This is a genomic window from Pseudodesulfovibrio cashew (assembly GCF_009762795.1).
Classification (GTDB): Bacteria; Desulfobacterota; Desulfovibrionia; order Desulfovibrionales; family Desulfovibrionaceae; genus Pseudodesulfovibrio; species Pseudodesulfovibrio cashew.
In genome coordinates, this window is the sequence record NZ_CP046400.1 from 1,712,704 (window position 1) to 1,730,029 (window position 17,326).

The window sequence follows — 17,326 nt, forward strand, 5'->3', positions numbered from 1 at the left end:
AGGCCATACCAATAGAGGTGAACTACCCGTCCAAACCGCATCCCAGATCGAAGGAGAAATATCGATGCGCAGCAAGAAAATGACTGAAGGACTGGAAAAGGCCCCCCACCGTTCGCTGCTTTACGCGGACGGCTTGACCAAAGAGGAAATGGAAAGGCCGCTGATCGGCGTATGTTGCGCCGCCAACGAAATCATCCCCGGTCATGTGCATCTGGACACCATCGCCGAAGCCGTCAAGGCGGGCATTCGCATGGCGGGAGGCACCCCCATGGAATTCCCGGCCATCGGCGTCTGCGACGGCCTGGCCATGAACCACGAGGGCATGCGGATGTCCCTGCCCAGCCGCGAGATCATCGCCGACTCCGTGGAGATCATGGCAACCGCCCATCCCTTCGACGCCATCGTCTGCATCCCCAACTGCGACAAGATCGTGCCCGGCATGCTCATGGCCATGCTCCGCCTGAACATCCCGGCGGTCATCGTCTCCGGCGGCCCCATGCTCGCCGGACGCAGACGCACCGCCGATCTGATCTCGGTCTTCGAGGGCGTGGGACGGGTCAAGACCGGCTCCATGACCTTGGATGAGCTCACCGACCTCGAAGAGTCCGCCTGCCCCACCTGCGGCTCCTGCTCCGGCATGTTCACGGCCAACTCCATGAACTGCCTCTCCGAGTCCATCGGCCTGGCCCTGCCCGGTAACGGCACCATCCCGGCGGTCATGTCCGCCCGCGTCCGTCTGGCCAAGCAGGCCGGCATGCAGGTCATGGAGATGCTTGAGAAGAACATCTGCCCGCGCGACATCGTCACCGAGAAGTCCGTGCACAACGCCGTGACCATGGATATGGCTCTGGGCTGCTCCACCAACACCACGCTCCATCTGCCCGCCCTCTTTGCCGAGGCCGGACTGGACCTGAATCTGGAGATGTTCAACGAAATCAGCAAAAAGACCCCCAACCTCTGCAAGCTGGCCCCTGCCGGGCCGCACTACATGGAGGAACTGGAGGAGGCCGGCGGCATCCCCGGCGTCATGAGCGAGCTGGCCAAGAAAGACCTGCTCAACCTCGACGTCATGACCGTCACCGGCAAGACCCTGGGCGAGAATCTCGAGGCCCTGGACGCCAAGGTCACCAATAACGACATCGTCCGGTCCATCGACAATCCCTATTCCCAGGAAGGCGGCATCGCCATTCTGTACGGCAACATCGCCCCCGAAGGCTGCTGCGTGAAGCAGTCCGCAGTGGCGCCCGAGATGATGCAAAACACCGGCATCGCCCGCGTCTTCAATTCCGAAGAGGAGTGCGTCGAGGCCATCCTTGGCGGCAAGATCACCTCCGGCGACGTGGTGGTCGTGCTCTATGAAGGTCCCAAGGGCGGTCCGGGCATGCGCGAGATGCTTACCCCCACCTCCGCCATCTCCGGCATGGGCCTGGGCGAGTCCGTGGCCCTCATCACCGACGGCCGCTTCTCCGGCGGTACGCGCGGCGCGGCCATTGGTCATATCTCCCCCGAAGCTGCGGCAGGCGGCCCCTGTGGCCTGATCAAGGACGGCGACAAGATCGAGATCGACATCCCCGCCCGCACCATCAACCTGCTCGTTGACGACGCCGAACTCGAGGAACGTAAAAAGAACCACACCCCGGTGGTCAAGGAAGTCAAGTCGTCCTTCCTGCGCCGCTACGCCAAGCTCGTCACCTCCGCCTCCCGTGGCGCCGTGTACGAAAAATAGGCGTTCATTTACCGCATGCAAAGCGGGCAGCCCGGCATCAGCCGGACTGCCCGCTTTTCTTTTTTTCGCCTCCGGCGGCCAGGGGGAAGGGGAGAGAGGGAAACCCTTTGCAAAGGGCTTTCCCTCTCTCCCCTTCCCCCTGGACCCCCATCCCCTCTCTCCCTTCCTAAACTCTTTATAGCTCGCTGCGCTCGGAGGCAGAGCAGCGCAGGACGGCCCGTCATCTTTCATCGTGGTGGAGGCGGATGGGAATGGATTAAAGAAAAGTAACGGTTTTGGCTGGTTGATGCGGTGGATGTGAGTCGCCTGGAGGGTATGAGTACAAGGCGCAAGTGGGTTGCGGGACTGAAGCGTACCTTAATACGCGAGGGTCCGTGCCTCAGGCAGCAGCGCAGCAATCATACATTTCCCTTTCCCCCTCAGGGTGGGCAGAAGGGTATGAGTGCAAGGCGCAAGTGGGTCGCGGGACCGAAGCGTATCTTAATACGCGAGGGTCCGTGCCTCAGGCAGCAGCGCAGCAATCATGCATTTCCCTTTCCCCCCTCAGGGTGGGCAGAAGAGTATGAGTACAAGGCGCAAGTGGGTCGCGGGACCGAAGCGTATCTAAATACGCGAGGGTCCGTGCCCCACGCAGCAACGCAGCAATCATGCCCTTCTGCCCACCCTGAGAACGAGAAAAGCCTCCTTGCGGAGGCTTATTGTTTTTCTCGGTGCAAATAAAAGGAAGATGCTTTTTATATTGCACCCACCGTGCCAAACTCGTTTCCAACGATCGAATTATTTTTTAAATAAATAATGCTGATTGGTTATACGCAAATGCTTCGAGCTGATATCCATGAAGGATCTCCCCCTCATGGTACAAAAATCTTAACTTCCGACCGCATGGGCGCAGCAGGGGCCTATTTTTTGTACCTTTGGTATTGTTTGCCCTGATTCATCCATGGACAGGGTTTCCATGATGCCTCGGACGGTTTCGCCGGAGCGGCGGAGCGCTTCAACCACACGCGGGTCGAACTGGGTGCCGGAGTTGCGGATGATCTCCTCCAGGGCGGTAGCAAAGCTCATGGCGCGACGGTAGGGGCGGTCCTGCATCATGGCTGACAGGGAGTCGGCCACGGCTATGATCCTCGCCCCTTGGGGAATGGTCGTGCCGCGGAGGCCGTGAGGGTATCCTTTGCCGTCATAGCGCTCGTGGTGGTGCAGGACCATATCCACGATGCCCAGCCGGGCCAGGCCGGTCACGGGGCGGATGATCGCCGCGCCCGCCTCGGGGTGCTTGCGGATGGTCCGCCACTCTGTGGTGGTCAGTGGGCCCCGTTTCATGAGGACGGCGTCCGGTACGCCGATCTTGCCGATGTCGTGCAGATGCCCGGCCACGTGGATGATGTCCGCCTCTTTGGGCGTCAGCCCCATTGTCAGGGCCAGGATGTGGGCCACCTGGGCCACCTCGTCCGAGTGCCGCGACGTGTGTGGGTCCTTGGCATCGATGGCGTTGCCCAGGGACTCGGCGAACTGGTGGAGGATGGTGGTGACGGCCAGGGACGTGGTGCAAATGGAAGACCCCGGCAGCGGGGGCTTCGCTGCCGGGGCGGAACCTTGGACGGACATATCAGGCTTCCACCTGTTCGAGGCGGGTGAGGTTACGGGTGATGATCTTGTGCAGGACGTTGCCTTCCCCTGCGCCTTTTACCGCCGCCTTCTCCGCCAGGCGGAAGCAGGCCAGCGCCTCGGCGCGTCTGCCGTCGCCCTGAAAGACCAGTCCGATGTTGTTTCGAACCTTGGCCTCATGCAACGGCGAACCCATTTGCCGGGCGATCTTGCTGGCCTGGCTGAGCTGGAACATGGCGTCTTCCACCCGTCCCTCGTTGAACGACTTCATTCCTTCCCGATTGAGCAGGCCCAATTGCTGCAGAGTGCTCATTGCGAACTCCTTGGTGTGATGGTTGCCGGCGCGGCGTTTTTGCCGTCCGGTTGCTACATCGCCCAAAGAGCGGGCTGTCGTTCGTTTTCCTATCCTTCATTGGTCCTTCCCTCGTGGGCCGCTTCATGCGGCACGAGTTGAACAGTAGTGAAAGTGAAAATCAATTTCAAGTAGTTTTTCTAAAAAGGGTAGATTTATGTGGTTGGAGGAGGAAGGTGAGGCGTGATTGCGGGAGGAGAGCCAGCGTTGGGGCCTGCGGCCCCTTGCTTCCAGGTTCGCGCTTGCAGCGCGCGGAGAGCCGGGTTTGGGAGCTGCGCTCCCAAAAGCCCTCCATGCCCTCCCGGCGGGGTCCATTTCTTTTGCTGCGCCAAAAGAAATAGACGAAAGAAAAGGCGCTTGGAGGGTCATCACCGCCCCCGGTGCTCGCTGGCGAGAATCTCATCCAACCCGGTCGGCTCCGGACTTCGTTGAGTGGGACGCCCTGCCAACCTTCTCGTACGGAGGCCGTCCGACGCCGTGCGGGTCACGACAGAAGAGCCGCCTACCGGTTTGGTGAGCTTCTAGGCCCGTGAGCAAGGGGCTGACTGCGCTCCTCCGAAGGGAAAGTCGAAGCGCCGAATTGCTTCTTTTTGATTCGTAACGGGGTGCTAACTCGATTTGCCGGGCGAAGAACAGTTGCTACGCACTGCAAGCTACCAATCATCCCGGCAGCGACCGGTCATCGAGCTCGGGGCTTAGAGACGCTTGGCACGGCTGTAGTGCGGCCCGAAGCGCGCCTGCCCGCAGGCTTTCGCTTTTCGGGCAGCTGAAGCCGTGTTAGCGGCTCTTGGCTCCGAGCTCGCGCTGCAGCACCACCAAAGGCGTCTTTTGCTTACTTTTGGACGCCTTGGCCCAAAAGTAAGTCGCCCCGAAAGGGGCGAAACCTTTCCCCCATCAATGCCGCCGACAGGCGGCTTCCTTATCTCTCCCAAACCAGCGCGAAGCGCAAAACACTTGTCTCCCCCACCATTTCAAAGTAACACTATATACGCTCTGGACAAATTCTAGACATTAGTAATTCCTGCCGTTTCCAGTCGCCTGGAATGGCAGGGGATCGGTGATACATATGGTCAAGCAATCGCTCTTCGCGGGCATCCCGGACATACTGGACGAACAGAAATTCGCCCATGGGGGCAACCTGCGCAAGATGGCCGAGCGGGCCGGGTGCTCGCCCGACGACATCCTCGATTTTTCCGCCAACGTGAACCCGCTGGGGCCGCCGCCGTGGCTCGGGCAGGTGGTGGGGCAGGCGCTCCGGGACGTGGACGCCTACCCGGACCCCGACTGCCACGAACTGCTCATGGCCGCCTCCGAGCGGTACAAGATCTGGCCCACCCAGGTGCTGGCGGGCAACGGCGCATCCGAGCTGCTCTTTGCCGCCGCCGGGATGGGAGGCTACGGCCAGGCCGTGATCCCCTCGCCCACCTATGTGGACTACGCCCGGGCGTGCAAGGTCCACCGCCTCTCAGTACGCGAGATGCCGCTGACCGACGACCTTCAGGTGGACTTCCCCAGGCTTGGGGCGGTGCTGACCACCCCCTCACTGGTCTTTCTCTGCTCGCCCAACAATCCCACGGGCCAGACTTTTTCCGCCAACGACCTGCGAGAGGTGGCAACCATGTTCCCACAGTCGCGCTTCATCGTGGACGAGTCCTTTGCCGAGTTCCTGCCCGAGGACGCGGACCGGCTGATCAAGGACCGTCCGGCCAACGTGATCACCGTGCTCTCCCTGACCAAATTTTACGCGATCCCCGGCCTGCGCCTGGGCCTCGCCTTTGCCGACCCGGACGTCATCCTGCGTCTCAAGCACCGTATGCCCGCCTGGTCGGTCAACCTGCTGGCCCAGAAGGTCGGCGTGCGCTGCCTGCGTGATGACCAATACGCCGCCCACACCCGCGAGCAGACCGCTCTGCTGCGCGAGAATCTCGCCTCCGGACTGCGGGAGGTGCCGGGCATCACCGTGCTGCCCGGACAGGCAAACTATCTGCTCTGCCGGGTGGACCGCGTGGGCCAGGATGCCGCACCGCTGGCCGAGCGGCTGCTCCTGGAGCACCGCATCGCCATCCGGCTGTGCGGCAACTACGAAGGGCTGGACAACAAGTGGTTCCGGGTGGCCGTGCGCAACGGCGCGGACAACGAGCGGCTGATCCGGGCCATGAAGGCGCTCTCCGGCACCGCACGCGGGCCGGTGATCAAGCGCGCCAAGCGCACCCCGGCGCTCATGCTTCAGGGCACCAGCTCCAACGCGGGCAAGTCCGTGCTGACCGCCGCCTTCTGTCGCATCTTTCTTCAGGACGGGTACAACGTGGCCCCGTTCAAGGCCCAGAACATGTCGCTCAACTCCTTTGTTACGGACGAAGGGTGCGAGATGGGCCGCGCCCAAGTGACCCAGGCCATGGCCTGCCGCCTGCGCCCGGACGTGCGCATGAACCCGGTGCTGCTCAAGCCCGGTTCGGACACGGGTTCCCAGGTCATCGTCATGGGGCGACCCGTGGGTAACATGTCCGTGCGCGAGTACGTGCGCTACAAGCCGCGCGCCTGGGAGGCGGTCAAGACGGCCTACGACTCCCTGGCAAATGAACACGACATCATGGTCCTGGAGGGCGCGGGCTCACCCGCCGAGGTCAACCTCAAGCACCACGACATCGTGAACATGGCAATGGCCCGTTATGCCCGGGCTCGCGTGCTGCTGGCGGGGGACATAGACCGGGGCGGCGTGTTCGCGTCCATGGTCGGGACCATGAATCTGCTGGAGCCGCGCGAACGCGATCTGGTGGAAGGGTTCCTCATCAACCGCTTCCGGGGAGATCCCTCCCTGCTCGATCCGGCCTTCGGCCAGATGTTCGAGCACACCGGCAAGCCGGTCATGGGCACCATCCCCTATATCCACGCCCTGGGGCTGCCCGAGGAGGACTCGGTATCCTTCAAGGAAGGCTTCCGGCCAGAGAGCGACAAGTTCCCGGAGGACGAGTGCGTGGACATCGTGGTTCTCGACCTGCCGCGTATAGCCAATTTTAACGACATCGACCCGCTCCACGCCGAGCCTGACGTGCGCGTGCGCATTGTCACCGACATTGAGGACATGGGCACGCCGGACGCGGTGATCATCCCCGGCTCCAAGTCCACGGTGCCGGACATGAAGACCCTGCGCGGTTCGGGCATGGCCGCCGTGGTCCGCGAATTGGCGGGCGAAGGGCACCGGACTCAGATAGTGGGCATCTGCGGCGGGTTCCAGATGCTCGGTGATATCATTGACGACCCCTACGGCCTGGAGTCCGAGACCACCCGCATGGAAGGGTTTGGCCTGCTCCCGGTCCAGACCACCCTGGCCCCGGAAAAGACCCTCACCCGCACCTGGGGAACCCACTCCCAGTCCGGCCACCGTGTGCACGGCTATGAAATTCACCACGGCCAGACCGTGCTGCTCGACGACAGCCCGCGCGTGGCCCTGCGCGACAATGCGGGCGAACCCCTCGGGTTCATCCGTGCCGACGGCCGCGTCTGGGGTACTTACCTGCACGGCCTGTTCGACGCCGACGAGTTTCGGCGCTGGTTCATCGACCAGTTGCGCATGAAAAAAGGGCTTTCGCCGTTGGACCGAGTGCAAGTTCGATTTGACCTGGAAGACGCTCTCGACCATCTCGCCGGAGTTGTCCGCGAGGCCGTGTGCATGGAGAAGGTGTACAAGGCCCTCGGGCTTGGGGGGTGTTGTACGCAGGCGAGTTTGTTTTTTAAGGTTGGCGGGTAAGTTGTTATTTTTGCAAGACAAGAGAGAAGGAAACCGCCTTTCAGGCGGCGATGGTTGTTGGAAGGGTTTCGGCCCTTTCGGGCCGACTTACTTTTGGACCGGAGCGCCCAAAAGTAAGCAAAAGTCGCTCTTTTTTGTGCTGCAGCGCGATCTCGTGGCCAAGAGCCGCTAACACGGCTTCCGCTGCCCGGAAAGCGAAAGCCTGCGGGCAGGCGCGCTTCGGGCTGCACTTCAGCCGTGTGCAAGCGGCTCTAAGCCCCGAGCTCGATGACCGGTCGCTGCCGGGGTGACTGGTAACTTGCCGAACGAGGGAATTCTTTTTTGCCCGTCACATCGAACGAGCACCCAGCTATGCGATAAGGGCAACTTGTCATCGCCCATCAAGTCGAGCGGCTCCGCTGTGACGAACCAGAAGAACGCAATTCGGCGCTTCGAATTTTTCTTCGGAGGTCCGCAGTCAGCCCCTTGCCCGCGGGCCTAGAAGCTCACCAAACCGGGCGGCGGCTCTTGCCCCGGAACCCGCACAGAGTAGGACGGCCTCCGTACGATAAGGCTGGCAGAGCGTTCCATTCCACGTAGTCCGGAGCCGACCGGGTTGGATGAGATTCTCGCCAGCGAGCACCGGGGCGGGGATGATGCTCCAAGCGCCTTTTCTTTCGTCTATTTCTTTTGGCGCAGCAAAAGAAATGGACCCCGCCGGGAGGGCATGGAGGGCTTTTGGGAGCGCAGCTCCCAAACCCGGCTCTCCGCGCGCTGCAAGCGCGATTCCCGGAGGCGAGAGGCCGCAGGCCCCAACGCTGGCTCTCGCGCCCGAGGCGCGCATCCCACAAAAAAGGCCGCTCCACCAAGGGAGCGGCCTTCCTTACCTCTTCACCAAGTTATCAAAAAATTACCCGATCAGGACAAACCCCACCCCGGCGGCCACCTCGCCGACCATGACGGCGCAGCCGAGAAAATCCCCGTTGACGCCGCCGACGCGTTCGGCGAGCTGATGGAGCCAGTAAAGCGCTCCGGTGGCCAGGAACATGGCCGCAACGGTCGCGCCGGGACCGGCCATGACCAGCCCGAGCAGGAAGGTGGCTCCGGCCGCGCCGATGGCCACGGGCAGGGTGGCGCCGTCTATGTAGAGCTTTCCGAGCCCGGGCCGTGCCAGATGACGGGTTACGTAGCCGAAGCCCACGCATGCGCCCCTGCCGAGGACAAAGGCCCAGATGAGGGCGGTGTAGTCTCGGCGCATGAGCATCTCGTGAAAAAGGACCAGTTCGCCCGCGCAGACCATGACCAGGCCGAGGACGCCGAAGGCTCCGGCCCGAGAGTCCTTGACCACGGTCCAGAACCGCTCGGGGTCGGCGTGAGTGGTCACGGCGTCGCAGACGTCGGCCAGGCCGTCGAAGTGGAGCCCGCGCGTCAGCAGGATGTTGAACAGCACGGCCAGCCAGGCCTGGGTCCAGGGTGACGAACCGAACAGGCCGAGGAAAAAGGGCAGGGCGATGACCGCGCCCAGGGTGAGGCCCACGGCGGGCATGTAGCGCATGCAGCGGTTCATCTCGGCCTCGGGGATGATCCGGGCCGGGGCCAGGCGGGTGAGAAAACCGAGGGTGTTCAGATAGCGGCGAAGCATGAATCAGGCCTCCCAGGTGAGGGTGATCTCGTCGCCCATGGACAGGCCCAGAGCCTTGGCCGCCGAGCGCTGGTTGACCGCGATCTCCAGGAATCCCTGGCTGCCTTCGAGCAGGCCGGGCGCGCCCTCGGGCATTTGCGCGTAAGTTGTCACGTAGGCCAGCGGGGTGTGGGACGGCGCGGTCAGAGCGAGCTGGTTCGGGGTGCCGAGGCAGCCTGCCTCCAGGTTGAGCACGCAGTTGCCGAAGCGGTCCACGTGCAGCACATGGCCTGTTGCCGTGCCGGGCGAGACGTCCGGCGTTGCCCAGTCCGGGGCCACAAGGCTGGCGGGATCGATCTCGCCGCCCAGACCGGTGCGGTCCCCCCCCAGCGTGAGCCAGGCGGCCAGGGGCGCGAACACGTCGCGGCCGTGAAAGGTGTGCGAGACCTTGTCCGGGGCGTCCACGGCGCGGGAAAAATCATAGGCGCGCACAGACTGGGCCCAGGTGGTGGACAGGGCTAGGGAGAGCAATCCGTTGTCCGGGGCTATGAGTAGGCGCTCGTCCAGCTCCAGGCCCACGATGCGCCGGGCGGTGCCCACGCCCGGATCAACCACGGCCAGGATGACTGCGTCGCCAGGGAAGTGGACGTAGCTGGCGGCCAGGAAGAACCCGGCCTGGGCCACGTTGAATGGTTCCACCTCGTGGGAGATGTCCACCACGGTGCAGGCCGGAGCCTTTTTCGCCAGGACCGCCTTCATCTGGCCCACATACGGGTCGGCCATGCCGAAGTCCGTGAGCAGGCCGATGGTTCGGGGCGGCGGTGTCTCCTTTTTTTTCGGAAAGAGCATCTAGTAGACCTTCCTTGAAGAGAATCCCTGGCCCAGGACGTGGAAGCCCGAGCCCATGATGAAGAAGGCGTCGTTGTCGATGGTGTAGACCAGCTCCTCAAGCTCCTTGAGCTGCATGGAGGAGATCATGGTCAGGACGACTTTCTTGGGATCGCCCGAGTAGCCGCCCGTGCCCTCCAGAATGGTCACGCCCCGGTCCAGGTCGGTGAGGATGGCCTCGCGGATGGCCTCGTGATGGTCGGAGACCACCAGGCACATCTTGCGCTCGGAGAACATGCCGAGCACGTATTCGATGGCCAGGGCGATGATGAAGGTCATGGCGATGGAGTAGAGGACGATGGTCATGTCCAGGTAGACGAACCCGCCCACGAAGCCGATCATGTTGAACCAGAACTCGAAGGAGCCCATGGACATGTTGAACTTCTCCTTGCAGATGACCGCCAGGATGTCCGAGCCGCCCGTGGAGCCCAGCGAGCGCAGGGCCACGCCCACGCCCGCGCCCATGATCCCGCCGCCGGTGATCACCGCCAGCCAGATGTCCTGGATGGGCAGGGTCCAGGGGATCAGGTCGATGAAGAACGACGTGGCGAACATGCCGAACAGGGAATAAAAAAAGAACCTGCGGCTGACGAAGACCCAGCCCAGCACGAATACGGGCAGGTTGAGGACCAGATACCATTGGCCCGTGCTCAGCCCGCCGAAGGCGTAATAGCAGAGCAGGGCGATACCGGACATGCCTCCGGTGAGCAGGCCATGGGGCACGGCCACGGCCTTGACCGAGAAGGCGATGAGAAAGGACCCGACGGCCAGCAGCATCAGGTTCCAGGGAACGCCGAAAGTAAACCGGCGCAGGCTGTTTTCAAGGGCGTTTGTTTCCATGCAATGTCTCCGCCCCCCGTTCTAGCGGGTTTTGGCGGGAGTGCAAGTGGAAATGGGAGAGAGGGAGCTGGTCTCGTCGTATAGCTTGTTATTTCGGTGTGCGTAGTATTTTTTAAATTTCGATATATAAACGTTGATAAAATTATGCTAGTAGTTGGAGCATCGTCTTGGTTTCCTTTGTTAGAGTTCTTTCAAGGAGGTGCAAAAGATGTTGATTTCAGGAGTGTTTTCCCGGAGTCGAGTGGGTCGCGGGCTGAATTTGATTCTTGCCGCCGGTCTGCTCATGCTGTTGGCCGGGTGCCCGTCACTGATGACAGCCACCCAGGCGCAGCAGGTCAACAAATTCGCTACCGCTGCCGAGGGGTATGGTCCTGTACCCGGAGATGTCATCCGACAGTATGCCGATCAGCGGTGGAGCCTGGCTCAGGTGAACCTTTCCACCATGCGGCCGAAAAACAGCGCCGCAATGCTCAAGCTGGCCAATGAAAGCAAGGCAAAGACCTATGCGCGGGCAAAACAGGCGGACCAGGCCTTATCCGTACTGATGGACTATGCGGCGCTGCTGAAAACCCTGACAGCCTCGGACTACTCCGATGCTCTTGCAAAGGAGGCGGAGAGTTTCGGGGAGAGTATCGACAAGGGAATCGGCAAGTTCAACGAACTGTCTGGAGGGTCCGTTGAAACCTTTGGCTCTCTTGCCGGAGCCGCCGTGCGCGGCGTCGGCGGGTTGTATATCCGCCATAAGCAGGGTGAGGCTCTCAAGAGAGCCGTGACCAAGGCCAAGAAAGGCGTCAACGAGTTGATGAGCTACACACGGCTCCTGCTCCAGCCCTACGCAGGCGAGAGCAACGATTTTTCTGATCTGCGTGGCAAGTTGGGATCGTCCTTCATGCCGCTTGCGGCTAAATGGTACAAGGCGGGACAACCTATCCCGATGGAGACCCTGGCTTGGTATGACGAGCAGTACAAGTTGGCGTATCAGGGAGAAAAGTTGGCCAAACAAGCTGTCAGCGCAGCAGAAAAGTTCATCGCAGCCCATGACAAATTGGTCGAAGCCCTTGAGAACAAGGATGAGATCGCAGGGATAGTCGGGCGGGTGGGGGCCTTCGCAAGCGAGGTGGAGGCGGCTTTGACCCTGAAGAAACAAATGGAATCATAAGAAAGTACGGCGGTGCTTTCGGGAGGAGTTATGGCTAATACGGAAAGGATGAAGGTCCTCAAGGCTGTTCGGGCTGCGCAGAATCAGGTCAATGAACTGCGCGCTGATCCGAGTTTGGCGGAGGACCAGGTCGATGCTTTGGAAAAGTTGTTTATTATCCTTTGGACGCTTGAAGAATTGATTATGGCTGCACGGGACGAAGAGGCCATTGGGGGAATGACCGGTGCCGCTGCCGAACTGAAAGAGGTCAACGAGCAGTTGAACAAGGATATAGCCGAATTGAAACAGGTGGCCGAGGCGGTGGACAAAGCCGCGTCTGTAGTAAACCTGTTGGTCGACATCCTTGGCAAGGCTGCTCAGTTGGCCGCTCTGGTGTAACTTGTCCTAAGGGGGATGTCTTGCAAGACATCCCCCTTTCTTGCACATCGTTGCCAGCGGTTTCGCTTTGGGCTAGGGCACCTCTCCGCAAGGAGTTCCCGAGTCATGAAGTTCCCTCTCTCGCCCGTTCGGTTCCGGTTGGCCCTCCAGGCCGCGTTTACCCTGTTCAACCTCTATGTGGGGTTCCGTTTCGCTGCCTTTCTGGCGTGGGCCGGGGGGCATTCCCCGGATTACGTGCCCAAGCCCGGTGCGGTGGAGGGCTTCCTGCCCATCAGCGCGCTGCTCGGACTGCGTCATCTGGTCAACTCCGGCCAGTGGGACTTTATCCATCCTGCCGGGCTGACCATCTTTCTGGCCGTGCTGGGCATGGCCGTGCTCTTTCGCAAGGGGTTCTGCGGCTATGTCTGCCCGGTGGGCTTCCTGTCCAACCTGCTGGACCACGCCGGGCGGCGGGTGGGGCTCTCGCGCGTGCCGCCCAAGGTCGTCGATTACCCGCTGACCGCACTCAAATATCTGGGGATGGGCTTTTTCCTGTTCTCCGTGTTTTTCGCCATGGACACCCGCTCCCTGGAGGCGTTCCTGACGGGGCCATACAACAGTGTGGCCGACGCGCGCATGCTCGGTTTCTTCATGAGTCCCTCCGGCCTCTCCCTGATGGTGCTGGGCGGGTTCGGCCTGTTCAGCCTGGTGGTGCGCGGCGCATGGTGCCGGTATCTCTGCCCCTACGGCGCGCTGCTTGGGCTTCTGTCCTGGTTCGGGCCCGTGGCCGTGTCCCGCGACCGGGACAAGTGCGTGTCGTGCGGCAAGTGCGCAAAAGGATGTCCGGCGGGCATCCGCGTGGACCTGAAGCAAACCGTGCGCACACCCGAGTGCATCGGATGCATGGAGTGCGTGGGAGCCTGTCCTGTGGACGGGTGCCTCGAGGCCAGGGCGGCGGGGCGGCGCATCCCGTGGCCCGTGGTGGGGCTCGGGGCAGTATGCGTCCTGCTCCTCTTCTGGGTTTGGGCCAAGACCACCGGTCATTGGGATTCGACCATGCCCCAGGCCATGCTCGCGAGACTCTACGCGCCGTTTGCCGCCGGGAATTGACCGTCTGCCGCCATTATCCCGTAAACATCCGTTTTTATCTTGACTTCCAAGGTAAAAATCGGTTTTAACCAGCGTCTGCTGGCTCCGGACATGCTCGGCGGCCGATTGCGCCGCGAGAGCAAACCGTGTATGGGATGCGGACGGATCGAACCGGTCCCGTTCACATCGAAGAGCCGCACTCCAAGGAGGATTTAGGACATGTACGTCGGACTGAAAATGCTTCGCGACTTCGTCAAGGTCACCCCGCACACCCTGGTCAAGGACGCCCAGAAACAGTTGGAAGACAACAAACTCTGGATGCTCCTGGTGGTTGACGAAAACGACAAGCTGGTCGGCTACGTGCGCAAGGAGGACATCTCCGCCGCGCTGCCTTCCATCATGACCTCCCTGGAAAAGCATGAACTCAACTACCTGATGAGCAAGCTCACGGTGGAGAAGATCTACCGCACGGACATCAAGACCGTGACCCCCGAGACAGAAATCGAGGGCGCAGCGGACATGATGTACGAAATGAACCTGGCCGGCCTGGCAGTGGTCGGCAAGGAAGGTGAGCTCATCGGCTACATCAATCGGAGCGTCATGCTCGACGTGCTGTCCGAGGAGATGGGCTACCGCGAAGGCGGCAGCCGCATAACCCTGGAAGTGGAGGACCGCTCCGGCGTCCTCTACGAAGTGGCCGGGGTCATCGCCAACATGAAGATGTCCATCATCTCCACGGGCACATTCTTTTATAACGGACGCCGCATCCTGGTCGTCCGAATCGATACCGAAGACCCGTCCGCCGTCGCCGCAGCTTTGACGGAACGGGGCTACAAACTGGTCGCTCCCGAAGACTTCGAGGGAGAGTGGACCTAAGGGTTTACGCTTTACTCCGGCGGCACAGGACCGGGACGGTGTTACGTAATTCACCGGCCGGCCGTGCGAGGCCGCAGCCTTGAGGGGTATACCCTGATACCATAATTGCAGGATTATGGCTTATCTTGACGTCTGCGACGTGACGCTCACGTTCAAGGGCATTGCCGCCCTTATGGGAGTGTCTTTCACCGTGGAGCAGGGAACCATCGCGTCCCTGATCGGACCCAACGGTGCCGGAAAGACCTCCATGCTCAACTGTATCAGCGGCCGCTACGTCCCCGACGGGGGCGCATCCGGGCCGTGCGGGATCTCCCTCGACGGCGAGTGCCTGCTCTCCCTTCCTGCGCACAAGCGCACGGAACTGGGACTGTCGCGCACTTTCCAGAACATCGCCCTGTTCAAGGGACTGTCCGTGCTGGACAACCTGATGGTCGGACGGCACAGCAGGATGCAATACGGGATTCTCCCCGCCATCTTCTATTGGGGCAAGGCCGTGCGCCAGGAAAGCGCACACCGCCGCCGCGTGGAAGATGTCATCGACTTCCTCAACCTCTCCCCATACCGCCACCAGCACGCGGGGCGCCTACCCTACGGCGTGCAGAAACGGGTGGAGCTGGGCCGGGCGCTCGCCGCCGAACCCAAGCTCATCCTGCTCGACGAGCCCATGGCCGGAATGAACCTCGAAGAAACCGAGGACATGGCCCGGTACATTCTCGATATAGCCGAGGAGTGGGGCGTGACCGTCCTGCTTGTGGAACACGACATGGGGGTTGTCATGGACATCTCCGACAAGGTCGTGGTCATCGACTTCGGGCAGAAGATCGCCGAGGGCACGCCGGACGAGGTCCAGGCCGACCCGGGCGTCATTGCCGCCTATCTTGGCACCGAGGAAGCGACCTTCACCGGACGATAGCCGATGACCCCAGATGGCCCGATCGCCGGGCCGGAGTGAGGGGGCATCCGCACCGTGGCGCAGCCCGCCGCGGCAGTCCCCCGCATCCGCCCTCCGGCGCTCGAACCATTTCGGATCACCGGCTCTCAGCCGCTGTGAGAGGATTGGAGTTGAGTACGTAACGACGCGAGGCCGCCTCGCGCCCTGCTCCCATCGGGATTGTTCCCGGAGGGGAGGGGCGTTCGGCAACCCGAGCGAGAGCACACGGATATTTACATGGCAAAGCCCTACAAGACGACGTTGCCCAGGCTGCTGCTCAAGCAGGCCGGGGAGCGGGCAGGAAAGCCCGCCCTCCGGGAAAAGGAATGGGGGGTGTGGCAGGCCGTCTCCTGGCACGACAACCTCCGGATAACGGCGGAGTTCGCCTGCGGACTCAAGGCCCTCGGTCTCGGCAAAGGGGACATCGTCATCCTCATCGGCGACAACCGGCCCGAGTGGATCTGGGCCGAGTTGGCCATCCAGGGGCTGGGCGGCATCGCCCTGGGACTCTATCAGGATTCGCCGCCCGAGGAGATCGAGTACATCTTCGCCCTTGCCGAATGCCGTCTGGTGGTGGCCGAGGACCAGGAGCAGGTGGACAAGATCCTCTCCTTCAGGGACAACCTCCCCGGGTTGGAGTACCTCATCTACCATGACGCCAGAGGGCTGACCGCCTATGAAAAGGACGTGCCGGGTCTCAGGGATTTCAAGGCGGTCCGCCGCCTGGGCCGGGAGAAATATCCGGAATCCGTGGATCGCTACCGGGAGTGGGCCCGCGAGCTGAAGCCGGAAGACCCGGCGCTCATCGCCACCACCTCGGGCACCACCGGGCGGCCCAAGCTGGCCGTGCTCTCCCATCAGAACCTGCTCTCCATGGCCCACAACCTGGGGCGGTTCGACCCCAAGAACGCCGCGGACGAGTTCGTCTCCTTCCTGCCCCTGGCCTGGATGGGCGAGCAGATGATGGCCGTGGCCTCGGCATTGCTCTTCGGCTTCTGCGTCAACTTCCCGGAGGAGCCGGATACGGCGGGCGCGGACTCGCGGGAGATCGGCCCGCACTTCCTGTTCTCGCCGCCGCGCGTGTACGAGTCCATCGCCGCCAAGGTCCAGGGCGACATCATGGAGACCACGCCGCTGAAGCGGTTTCTCTACCACTTCTTCCTGCCCATCGGGTACGAGTACGTGGACACCCTGTTCGCGGGCGAGGCCCCATCGGCCTGGCTGCGGTTCAAGTATTTCCTGGCGGACCAGGGGTTGTTCCGCGCCCTGCGCGACCGCCTCGGGTTCTCGCGCATGCGCTCGGCCACCACGGGCGGCGCGGCCCTGGGACCTGATGTGTTCCGTTTTTTCCACGCCCTGGGCGTCAACCTCAAGCAGATCTACGGTCAGACCGAGATCGCGGGCATCTCCTGCATCCACAAGGAGGGCGAGGTTGACTTCACCAGCGTGGGCGCGCCCATCCCCGAGACCGAGGTCAAAATTACGGACGAGGGCGAGATCGTGTCCCGCTCCCCCGCGGTCTTCCTCGGCTATTACAAGAATGAGGAGGCCACGCGCGAGACCGTCTCCGAGGACGGCTGGCTGCGCTCGGGCGATGCGGGCTACTTTGACGACAACGGACGGCTGGTGGTCATCGACCGGCTCAAGGACGTCATGCATCTCAACGGCGGCACGCAGTTCTCGCCCCAGTTCCTGGAGAACAAGATCAAGTTCTCCCCGTTCCTGCGCGAGTCCGTTGTGCTCGGCGGCGGACGGGACTTCGTGGCCGCCATCCTGTGCATCGACATGCCCATCGTGGGGCACTGGGCCGAGAAGCAGATGATCACCTACACCACCTACCAGGATCTAGCGGCCAAAGACGAGGTCTACGAGCTGATCAAGGGCGAGATCGCCAAGACCAACGAGACCCTGCCCGAAGAGACGCGCATCCGGCGTTTCTGCCTGCTCTACAAGGAGCTGGACGCGGATGACGGCGAGTTGACCCGGACCCGCAAGGTCCGGCGCAAGGTGGTGGGCGAACGCTACGGCAAGCTGATCGAGGCCCTGTACACCGATGAATGCGTGTTGAATCTGGAAACCGAGATCACCTACCAGGACGGGCGGGTGCGCGGCATGTGCGGCGAGATTCGCATCGAGGACATGGAGGCGTAAG

At 62.2% G+C, this 17,326-nt stretch carries 13 protein-coding genes; 8 read left to right on the forward strand and 5 right to left on the reverse strand.

Annotated features, from left to right (window positions below; translation table 11 throughout):
- The first annotated feature begins 64 nt into the window (after positions 1-64).
- Positions 65-1,726, forward strand: coding sequence for a dihydroxy-acid dehydratase (gene ilvD / locus GM415_RS07670; RefSeq protein WP_158947231.1), 1,662 nt, complete (start codon positions 65-67; stop codon positions 1,724-1,726).
- 867 nt (positions 1,727-2,593) lie between these two features.
- Here ilvD and GM415_RS07675 read toward each other — a convergent pair.
- Positions 2,594-3,334, reverse strand: coding sequence for an HD-GYP domain-containing protein (locus tag GM415_RS07675; RefSeq protein WP_158947232.1), 741 nt, complete (start codon positions 3,332-3,334; stop codon positions 2,594-2,596).
- A gap of 1 nt (position 3,335) precedes the next feature.
- Positions 3,336-3,647 (reverse strand): hypothetical protein, encoded by a 312-nt coding sequence (locus tag GM415_RS07680; RefSeq protein WP_158947233.1) that lies wholly within the window; start codon positions 3,645-3,647, stop codon positions 3,336-3,338.
- A 1,105-nt stretch (positions 3,648-4,752) separates the two neighbouring features.
- Here GM415_RS07680 and GM415_RS07685 point away from each other — a divergent pair.
- The gene (locus GM415_RS07685; RefSeq protein WP_158947234.1) at positions 4,753-7,434 is read left to right on the forward strand and encodes a cobyric acid synthase; all 2,682 of its coding nucleotides are present in this window, start codon (positions 4,753-4,755) and stop codon (positions 7,432-7,434) included.
- A gap of 889 nt (positions 7,435-8,323) precedes the next feature.
- Here GM415_RS07685 and GM415_RS07690 read toward each other — a convergent pair.
- From GM415_RS07690 to GM415_RS07700, 3 genes are read right to left on the reverse strand one after another with little or no spacing between them, the layout of a single operon-like run.
- Positions 8,324-9,055 carry an adenosylcobinamide-GDP ribazoletransferase gene (locus GM415_RS07690; protein WP_158947235.1) on the reverse strand — a complete coding sequence of 244 codons (732 nt, stop codon included), beginning with the start codon at positions 9,053-9,055 and terminating at the stop codon, positions 8,324-8,326.
- 3 nt (positions 9,056-9,058) lie between these two features.
- The gene (locus GM415_RS07695) at positions 9,059-9,883 is read right to left on the reverse strand and encodes an SAM hydrolase/SAM-dependent halogenase family protein (RefSeq protein ID WP_158947236.1); all 825 of its coding nucleotides are present in this window, start codon (positions 9,881-9,883) and stop codon (positions 9,059-9,061) included.
- Positions 9,884-10,762, reverse strand: coding sequence for a YitT family protein (locus GM415_RS07700; RefSeq protein WP_158947237.1), 879 nt, complete (start codon positions 10,760-10,762; stop codon positions 9,884-9,886).
- A gap of 208 nt (positions 10,763-10,970) precedes the next feature.
- Here GM415_RS07700 and GM415_RS07705 point away from each other — a divergent pair, with 208 nt between their 5' ends.
- The 6 genes from GM415_RS07705 to GM415_RS07730 all read left to right on the forward strand — a co-directional run bounded on the left by GM415_RS07705 (position 10,971) and on the right by GM415_RS07730 (position 17,325).
- Entirely contained in the window at positions 10,971-11,921 is a 951-nt protein-coding gene (locus GM415_RS07705; RefSeq protein ID WP_158947238.1) for a hypothetical protein, read from the forward strand.
- Between the two features lie 30 nt (positions 11,922-11,951).
- Positions 11,952-12,299 carry a hypothetical protein gene (locus tag GM415_RS07710; protein ID WP_158947239.1) on the forward strand — a complete coding sequence of 116 codons (348 nt, stop codon included), beginning with the start codon at positions 11,952-11,954 and terminating at the stop codon, positions 12,297-12,299.
- Positions 12,300-12,404: 105 nt separating this feature from the next.
- The gene (locus tag GM415_RS07715; RefSeq protein WP_158947240.1) at positions 12,405-13,388 is read left to right on the forward strand and encodes a 4Fe-4S binding protein; all 984 of its coding nucleotides are present in this window, start codon (positions 12,405-12,407) and stop codon (positions 13,386-13,388) included.
- Between the two features lie 198 nt (positions 13,389-13,586).
- Positions 13,587-14,243 (forward strand): CBS domain-containing protein, encoded by a 657-nt coding sequence (locus GM415_RS07720; RefSeq protein ID WP_158947241.1) that lies wholly within the window; start codon positions 13,587-13,589, stop codon positions 14,241-14,243.
- A gap of 115 nt (positions 14,244-14,358) precedes the next feature.
- Positions 14,359-15,156, forward strand: coding sequence for an ABC transporter ATP-binding protein (locus GM415_RS07725; protein WP_158947242.1), 798 nt, complete (start codon positions 14,359-14,361; stop codon positions 15,154-15,156).
- A 255-nt stretch (positions 15,157-15,411) separates the two neighbouring features.
- Entirely contained in the window at positions 15,412-17,325 is a 1,914-nt protein-coding gene (locus GM415_RS07730) for an AMP-binding protein (protein WP_158947243.1), read from the forward strand.
- The last annotated feature ends 1 nt before the right edge of the window (position 17,326 follow it).

Excerpts from the sequence above, each read along its gene's own strand:
- ilvD (WP_158947231.1), top strand. The coding sequence starts at position 65 with ATGCGCAGCAAGAAAATGACTGAAGGACTGGAAAAGGCCCCCCACCGT.
- GM415_RS07725 (WP_158947242.1), top strand. The coding sequence starts at position 14,359 with ATGGCTTATCTTGACGTCTGCGACGTGACGCTCACGTTCAAGGGCATT.
- GM415_RS07705 (WP_158947238.1), top strand. The coding sequence starts at position 10,971 with ATGTTGATTTCAGGAGTGTTTTCCCGGAGTCGAGTGGGTCGCGGGCTG.
- GM415_RS07700 (WP_158947237.1), bottom strand. The coding sequence starts at position 10,762 with ATGGAAACAAACGCCCTTGAAAACAGCCTGCGCCGGTTTACTTTCGGC.
- GM415_RS07680 (WP_158947233.1), bottom strand. The coding sequence starts at position 3,647 with ATGAGCACTCTGCAGCAATTGGGCCTGCTCAATCGGGAAGGAATGAAG.
- GM415_RS07715 (WP_158947240.1), top strand. The coding sequence starts at position 12,405 with ATGAAGTTCCCTCTCTCGCCCGTTCGGTTCCGGTTGGCCCTCCAGGCC.
- GM415_RS07710 (WP_158947239.1), top strand. The coding sequence starts at position 11,952 with ATGGCTAATACGGAAAGGATGAAGGTCCTCAAGGCTGTTCGGGCTGCG.
- GM415_RS07695 (WP_158947236.1), bottom strand. The coding sequence starts at position 9,883 with ATGCTCTTTCCGAAAAAAAAGGAGACACCGCCGCCCCGAACCATCGGC.
- GM415_RS07675 (WP_158947232.1), bottom strand. The coding sequence starts at position 3,334 with ATGTCCGTCCAAGGTTCCGCCCCGGCAGCGAAGCCCCCGCTGCCGGGG.
- GM415_RS07690 (WP_158947235.1), bottom strand. The coding sequence starts at position 9,055 with ATGCTTCGCCGCTATCTGAACACCCTCGGTTTTCTCACCCGCCTGGCC.
- GM415_RS07730 (WP_158947243.1), top strand. The coding sequence starts at position 15,412 with ATGGCAAAGCCCTACAAGACGACGTTGCCCAGGCTGCTGCTCAAGCAG.
- GM415_RS07685 (WP_158947234.1), top strand. The coding sequence starts at position 4,753 with ATGGTCAAGCAATCGCTCTTCGCGGGCATCCCGGACATACTGGACGAA.
- GM415_RS07720 (WP_158947241.1), top strand. The coding sequence starts at position 13,587 with ATGTACGTCGGACTGAAAATGCTTCGCGACTTCGTCAAGGTCACCCCG.